We start from the raw sequence: 7,227 nt of genomic DNA, 5'->3' as shown, positions 1-7,227 counted from the left end.
AGCGCACTTGACTGGGGGTCAAGGGGTCGCAGGTTCAAATCCTGTCGTCCCGACTGGAGACAGTCGCAGGTCAGGGGCCGTTTCAGAGGAGATCTGAAGCGGTCCCTTGATTATTCTTGGGGACCGCTTGGGGACCAGTTCACGTTGAAGGGGCTGTGGCGCACCTCGACCCGGTCAAAGTGCGCCACAGATGACAGGCCGGTGGCGCGGATACATGGTTTGACCTGTGATTTTCTAGTGCGTCCCGGACAGATGATGGCGGCGGGGCCCGTCTCGTGGAAGGGCCGTCGGTACACCACCTCATCGAACGTGACCTCCCGGAGGCCGGCAGCTATCGACGTCTGGCATCGCGCCGGCTTGGCCCTGAGGCAGCGTGTGGCACGGACGTCGATGGGCCTGCTGACTCGTGCCGATTACGGCTGTTGAACCCTGATGCCGCCCGTTGATGCAGCCGGACGGCCCAATAAGGTCCAGGGCGCCCCCAGCGGCGATGAGGTTCCCTGCGGCATGTGCATGCATGGTCTGCGAACTTCACCGTGCCGGTGGCCTCGACGTCGGTCAGTGGCGGAGCAGGTCGTCGGCGCCGACTGTCAAGTAGGTCTCGGGAGTGGAGGCTTCAAGGGTCGACGTGGACGAGTGCGGCTTGGGCCAGCGTGAGACAGGGGCCATCCGGCGCCTAGGGCCCTAGAGGGCCGTCCGGGGGGTCGGACACAACTCGGCTGAGAGGATGCCCGCGTTGCGGTACAGCTCGCGCCCTGGACGCAGGGACCGGCGGACGGCCGAGGCGCGAGGTTCGTCGCCACCGTCTGGTGGGAAGTGCCGCTTTGTGCCGACCAGTCCGCTGCTGGGCTTCCTCTGTGCCTCCATCTTGGACGCGTACCCGGAGGTTCTGGCCGGCCCAGCGTCTACGGCTGCGTGGTACTTCGAACCGATAGCGGTTACGACGCCTCGTCGCTGGAATCGTCAGTCGGTCCGCGACACGGCCTCGACCACACTGATCTGATGGATCTTTCGCCGACGCGGGCTGCAGTGGACATCGACGACGTCCCCTACCCGGAACCGGTCCTTGAGCTCGGGGTTCGCTGCGCGTGAGAACATCGGCCGGCTCCACTGGTCGACCTCGAAGGACCAGGCTTTCCGCGTCGCCGGGTCCTCGATGGAGCAGCAGTAGTGCGTGATGTCCGTGTACGGGTCGTCGTAGTGGGTGTCGTAGTCCCAGCGTGAGATGACAGCACCGCGAAAGCTCGCCTCGTCGGGAACGGCCAGGACCCGGCGGCGGGCCGGCAGCCACAAACCCCACAGCAGTACGCCGGCGAGCAACGGAGCGGTGTCCCATTCCCAGGCCAACGCCGGGCGGTGCGCGGTCAGGGTCACCGCGACCAGGGCGCCAAAGGCGGCGCACACGGCCAGGGCCAGCAGCACGAGCTGCCACAGGTGTCCCCAGCGCGGGGTGTCCAGCGGCCCGGCGTCCACGACGTGCCACGATCTGCCGTACGCGGACCAGATCCGCTGCGGCTCGCGCACGGGAAGCGCCGATTCGGGACCAGCCGCTCCCACTTGGCGTTTGGGCAGCCGATGCTCTCCAGCGCGGTCGTGGGTCCGCCACTCGCGCGCGGCCTGCCGTCCGGCGGCCGTCAACCTGGGCCCGGATTCGAGCGGGACGTCTGACAGTCGCACCAGCCCCAACAGGCTGAGCACGAGGACCGCTTTGAGAATGATCCGCATCCACTCGGGACTGAACGAAACGCCGGCCCACAGGGCGCCGAACCAGGCCGCGAGGGCCGCACCCCGATACAGCAGCGTCACGTACTTGTTCCGGGCCGACCGTATGAGGCCAAGAGCGGTCGCCTCGTTGCGGACGCTTTTCTGAAAGCCGCGCCACCATACCCAGAACTCGTCGCCGTCGCCCGGCCCGAGGGCGCCTATCGGCACGCGGTCCACACCGCTTCGGCAGCGCCGGCGGATCCGTTCGACCATCAGTTCCTCGACGGGCCGCAGCGGTGCCGAGTCGGCGGTCTGCGGGACGACCCGTACGGTCACCGTACCGTCGGCTTTCTCTTCACCCTGCAGTCGGCCCGTGCGGACCATTTCCAGGGCGGTGGTCTCGATGCCCTTCGGAGTTGTCTCGCCGTCTCCCATCAGCAGGTTCACCACACCGGCGGTCAACATTCGATATTTCATACACCCCCCAGAAATGTGACCGAGACGACTGTAGATGCTCTTGAGGATCACCGCATCGGGGAAAACACGCGGCCGAGGCATCGTCGAAGCTGATGTCCGAGCTGAGAGCCACGCGATGTTCACCGCTGCCCTGTTGAAACAACGGGCTCAGCGGTGCGTGGATCTGTGCGGCGATTCAGCTGCGCGGGCGCGCTGTCGCCCTCCTGCGCTCCGACGGGACCAGCGTCTCGGCCAGGCCACTGGCGAGACTCCGTCAGGTCGGGGGCCCCGTTACTGTTGGGCCGCCTGCGCAGGTGCGCAGTTGAGGGGCTTCGAAGGGGGGCACCAGGTATGTCAGAGGGGTTGGCCCAGTGGGGGCCAGAGCTTTTCATGACGCGGGAACGAGAGCTACGTCGCGGCCTGGCACCCGAGAACGACATGGGAAGCGACATCGCTCAAGGGGGGTTCGAGCCCTGCCTGCTGACCCTTCTGCGGCTGTCGGTCGGCAGGCACTCGAGCACCGGTCTCACCAGTGGGTGGTTCCCGAGGGCGCTTGCCCGCACCGGCCACCTCGTCCGTGCGGCTGAGCTGGCGTACACGATCAGTGACGAGCTCAAGCAGGGTACGGAACTACTGGCGCTGGTGCAGGCCGCGGCGGGCGCGGGAGACCTGGGCGGCGCTCAGGCGCTGGCCGAGTCGATTCCCCTACGGCAGGTGCGGGACCAGGCACTGGTCGCCCTCGTGCCGGCGTGGGCCCGTGCCGGTGAGCGTGACCGGGCCGTCGCTCTGGCGGAGAGGATCCGCTACCCGCACAACTGGGCGTGGGCCTGGGCCCTGTTGGCGAAGGCGGTGGCGGACAGCGGCGACATCGATGAGGCGCTCAGGTTCGCCGCTCGCGCCGACGACGTGGTGAGTTCTTACGCCGCCGACGGGACGGAACAGGTGCTCGCCCTCCTCGTGGAGGTGGCCGTCGCCAGCGGCGACCATGACCGAGCCGCTGCACTTGCCGACCGCGTGGAGGACATCACCCGCTCCCGCAACTCGACAGGGTGGTCCCAGCCACGGCCCTTGGCGGCGGTGTTGGCCCGCGAGGCGCTGGCGGGAGACCTTCACCGGCTCGATGCTCTCCTGCGCACCCGGCCCGGACCGGCCGTCGGCGCCGGGGGCACGGTATGCGGGTGGGCGCTCGGCGAAGCCGCCGAACAGGACATGGTGGTCCCGGAAGGAGACCTGGACGAGGCCGCCGTTCGCCCGTTCCCTCCCGGATCCCCGCTCGACGCCTGGGACATGGCCTGTGTGCTGGACGCGGTCGTTCACAGCGCCGACCAGGACGTGGTCCTGGCCCTTGCCGACCGGGCCGAGACACTGCTCGAGACCGGCGACGGCCGTGATCACGACATTCTGCTGAGGTCCGTGACGCTCCTGCTGGCCAGGCACGGGCAGGTCGAGCGGGCCATGGCCCTCGCCGGCCGTCTCGACCCCGATCTGTCCGTGGCGCGGCAGGCGGACGTCGTCGGGGAACTGGCCCGGTCCGGTGACACGGGCGGTGCCGAGGCTCTCGCCCACACGATCAACGACCGCAGGGCACAGGACAGGGCGCTGATCGAAGTGGTCCGGGAGCTGGCCCGGCGTGGCGATCCAGGCTGGGCCGAGGCTCTCGTTCACTCGATCAACGACCGCTGGGCGCAGGGCGAGGCACTGGTCGCGGTCGTCCGGGAGACGGCCCGGCACGGCGATCACGCCCGGGCCGAGGCTCTCACCCGCTCGATCGCCCACCGCGCGACACGAGCCCGCGCCCTGGCCGCACTCGTGGAGTTGTCCGCGCCGTCCCACGCCCGCAGGCTCGCCGCGCAGGTCGTGATGGTTGCGGGCGACTGGGATCCTGTTCTGCCGGTCCTGGAGCGGATCGTCCCCCGTTCCGTGGCAGTGGTCGCCGATCGGATGATGAGCTGATCCGGGGCAGCCTCCTGATTGTCAGTGCTGCCTGCGAGACTCGTTCCATGACTCCCAAGCTGCCCCTGCACAGCCCTCGTTGGCTTGACCTCGACGGTGTGAAGGTCGAAGAGGTGAAAGCACTCCTGGAGCAGTTGTCCTCCGCGGCTGCCACCGGGAGCGACGATGGATGGAGGCAGACCTGGACGTACCTGGCCGGCGGCCTGATGGACGACGGGACCGTCTTCGACGGGGCCTATGCCGCTCTGCCGCATCTCGTCGAGGCGGCAGCGGCCCTGCCTCCGGGACAGACCGCGGACTTCTGGGTGGACTTGGGATGCATCGTGACCGCGGAGGACAGGCCCCCCGTCCCGGCCGATCTCGAGACGGGGTTCGGCGCCGCACTGCGTCTGGCCGAGCGGGCGGCCATCCGAAGCCTCCTTGCCGCCGATACCACCCCGCGGGTCTGCGCCCACCTCGTGCTCGCCTGCGTGGCCTTCGCCGGCCACCACATGGGCGAAGCGCTGTGGCGGTTCCCCGATCCCCGGGAAGGTGACCTCCTGCTGATATGTCCCGAGTGCGGGAGCGATACCGAGATCCCCGACTTCTTCGTGGACCCGGCACGTCCGCCCGCCGAGGCTCCGGGACGCCCTGATCCCGCCCATGTCAGGCAGGGAGGACATCCCTGGGGCGAGGTCGCTGCCGCACTGCGGGAGGAGGCACTGGGCGAGGAGTGGGAGCCCTTCCTGCGGGCGGCACGCGACGTCGCGGTGGCAGGGGTACCCCCCGAAACACCGGGACAGGCCGTCCTGTGTCTGGTCGTCGGCATGGTCGCCGTCGGGGGCACCCCGCAACAGGACGCAAGGGAGTTGGCCCGCCAACTGATGGCGCTCACCGGAGACTTCAGCTGCTGGGACTGCGAGCAGACGTGGACGATCGCCGACGGCCTGGCGGAGAACCCGGACGGTGCGAGCCCCCGGCACCGCCCGACGGAGGCGCGGGCGGACTCCGACGAGTCGGCCGCCATGGTGGAGTCGACGGCGCCCGGACGAACAGGTGAAGCGGCGACTCGGTTCCGGCAGGACGGGAACGCGGTGCTCGCGGCCGACGGCACCCCCTGGGGCCGTATCTCGGTGTTCTCCGATGTGCCGGTGTTCTCCGATTCGGCGTCCGGTTCATCCGGGGGTGTCAACGCGCTGGCGGTGGTCTCCCGCCCGGGTCGGCCGACGCTCGTGGCCGGCGCCGGGGACAGGGCCGTGGTGTGCCTGTGGGACGTGGCCGACGCCCGGCTCGTCCATGCCCCGCTGCCAGGACACCGTGACCGTGTCCGCTCGATGACGTCCCTGCCCCTGCCCGACGGCCGCGTCCTGCTGGCGAGCGGAGGCGACACCGGGACGATCGCCCTGTGGAACCCCGTCACCGGGCTGCCGGTCCGCGAACCGGCCGGGGACTGGCCTGGCGGGGTGACCGGAATGTGTACCGCGATCGTCCCCGACGGCCGCACCCTGCTCGTCACCGCCACCCCCCGGGGCGCGGTCCGGCTGTGGGATCCGGAGACCGGTGAGTGCGTCGGGCGCCTCAACCCCTATGGCAGTCCGATCCAGTCGATCGCCGCCGTCCCGATCGCCGCCGACCACACACTGATCGCGGCCGCGGATACCGGGGGCCGCCTTCATGTGTGGGACCCTGCCGTCGAGGACCCCTGGGAACGCGGCGCGGCCGTGCAGTTGAGCGCCCGTGCCCTCGCCGATGCCGACCACCGGGTGGCAGCCGTGGCGGCTGTGCCCACACCCGACCGAACCATGTTGGCCACCGGGGACAACCAGGGCGTGGTCATGCTGTGGGACCTTGCCACCGGTGCCCCGGTCGGCGACGGTCTGCCCGCCTCGACAGGCACCGGGGGCCTGCCGGTCATCACCGCCTCCACCCTGCACGGCGGCCACACGGTCCTGGTCACCGGCACCCGTCACGGTCACCGGCTGCGGGTATGGGAACCGGAGACCGGCGCGGTGGGGCACATCGCCCTGGATGTGGTGCTCACCTGTCTGGCCACCGCGGGTCCGGACCTGATCGTCGGGCACGACCGCGGGGTCCTGAGCCTCCCGCTCACCAGACGATGAACGCGTTCAGCCGAGACCCGTCTCACCCCGTCGCGCGGAGCCTCGGGACGGATGCCGAGAACCCGCGCGACGTGCGCGATAGGCCGGTGCCTGTGGCCCGAACATCGCGGATACCGCCCCCCCGCGCGGCTCGTCCGGCCACGGACGGGATGGGCGGGCACGCCGCGCTGCCATCGGCTGTGGACGCCGTCCCGCGGCGCCGGGCCGGGAGTTCACCGCCCGTGCGGCGTCCAACTCTCCGGCCGGTCCGCGTCGTCCCATCGATCCGTCGTAGCCGTCTCGCGTCGGCTTCGACCGTAACGGGACCCGAGAGTTGCGAGGCCGGGCGAGGCCAACGGGCTGTAGGAGCACGCGGATTCACGGTTGCGCTGCCCAAAAGCGACATGTCGGGGTTCGTTTCATTGCCGGCTTGCGCGGTCTGGTCGCGCACAAGGGTGCCGGGTGAACGCGGAAGGCCAACGATGCCTGGGCAGGGGGAGCGATGACTGGTGTCGACGTCGGCGACAGAACGCTGTGGAAGGTACCCGGCGGGGGCATTCCCTACCGGACGCCGGCCATAGCCGACGGCGCCGTCTATGTCCTTGATGATCTCTTCGATCTGGTGGCGGTCGACGCGGACACCGGACAGCGACGCTGGACACTGCCCAACGACTCCCCGATCGAGGCATCGCCGGTGGCCGGCACCGGCGTTGTGTATTTCGCCGAACGGGTCGCCGCGGGCGGCGGCGCCATGGAGCTGCGCGGGCTGCGGCCCGAGGTCCGGCGCGTGCTGGAACTGACCGGCACGGACGGCCGGTTCGCGGAGGAGACGGGGCCCGCGCACGGCGCACCGGGACCTGCCCTGGGCGCCGCCTGGACACTGGCCGAAGGACGCCTTCCCGGCGACCTGACCCGCCGGACGGCCCCTCGGGCCCTTCTGATGGATCTCCGCGGCGTCGCGACGCCCGCCACCCCGCACGCCGAGCGCACGCACCGAACGCCGCTCCTTCTCCCACGGAGATCCATCAGAAGGGCC

Annotated in this window: 4 protein-coding genes; 3 read left to right on the top strand and 1 reads right to left on the bottom strand. The window is 70.1% G+C overall.

Annotated elements, in window-relative coordinates; all coding sequences use genetic code 11:
* Positions 1–963: 963 nt before the first annotated feature.
* Positions 964–2,169, bottom strand: a complete 1,206-nt coding sequence (locus AB0958_RS43965; RefSeq protein WP_366896097.1) for a hypothetical protein — start codon at positions 2,167–2,169, stop codon at positions 964–966.
* A 381-nt stretch (positions 2,170–2,550) separates the two neighbouring features.
* On the opposite strand from AB0958_RS43965, the gene AB0958_RS43960 reads away from it, so the two are divergent.
* The 3 genes from AB0958_RS43960 to AB0958_RS43950 all read left to right on the top strand — a co-directional run.
* The gene (locus AB0958_RS43960; protein WP_366896096.1) at positions 2,551–4,113 is read left to right on the top strand and encodes a hypothetical protein; all 1,563 of its coding nucleotides are present in this window, start codon (positions 2,551–2,553) and stop codon (positions 4,111–4,113) included.
* Positions 4,114–4,160: 47 nt separating this feature from the next.
* Positions 4,161–6,212, top strand: coding sequence for a hypothetical protein (locus tag AB0958_RS43955; RefSeq protein WP_366896095.1), 2,052 nt, complete (start codon positions 4,161–4,163; stop codon positions 6,210–6,212).
* Positions 6,213–6,693: 481 nt separating this feature from the next.
* On the top strand, positions 6,694–7,227 hold a 534-nt coding region (locus tag AB0958_RS43950), incomplete at its 3' end, for a PQQ-binding-like beta-propeller repeat protein (RefSeq protein WP_366896094.1).

The sequence above is a fragment of the Streptomyces sp. NPDC006655 genome (assembly GCF_040703965.1).
Lineage (GTDB): Bacteria > Actinomycetota > Actinomycetes > Streptomycetales > Streptomycetaceae > Streptomyces.
This window is presented reverse-complemented; position numbering and strand designations above follow the sequence as displayed.